Origin of the sequence: Kitasatospora sp. SC0581 (assembly GCF_048159585.1) — a bacterium.
Taxonomy (GTDB): Bacteria; Actinomycetota; Actinomycetes; order Streptomycetales; family Streptomycetaceae; genus Kitasatospora.
On record NZ_JBLRWA010000209.1, the window covers coordinates 1 to 378 of the forward strand.

At 40.5% G+C, this 378-nt stretch carries 1 protein-coding gene; it reads right to left on the reverse strand.

Features of this window, described 5'->3' with window-relative positions; genetic code table 11:
• Nucleotides 1-157: 157 nt before the first annotated feature.
• Nucleotides 158-378 (reverse strand): class II aldolase/adducin family protein (locus ACLWS4_RS37810; protein WP_416876545.1); only part of this gene is annotated, 221 nt, incomplete at its 5' end.

Consider the following 378-nt stretch of genomic DNA (forward strand, 5'->3'; position numbering starts at 1 on the left):
CATTAAGGCCCATATCCTCTTCCTCCCCTTTCATGTAGAAACACCGATGAGGGTTTCTGCATTTTATTTAATCCGGTGTATACGCAATACTTGAATGCTTCAAAGCCAAGCCGGATCTCAAACTGCTGCATCACGGAGTTACTCCAAGCCTTGTTCCCTACATCCCATAAAACGAGCGCAAATTCACTAACTCTTCAATACGATTTTTAGGCAATTCCCTTTCACCATTGAGCATTCTGGTAATAAATGTTAACTTTGCGGTATACTCTAAACGTTCCATATTTAAATAAGCCGCCATCACATCTTTCCCCCAGGTTAAAGCCCCATGACTTTCTAATAATACCGCTTGTTTATTTCCTAAAAAGGGTTCAATAGAGT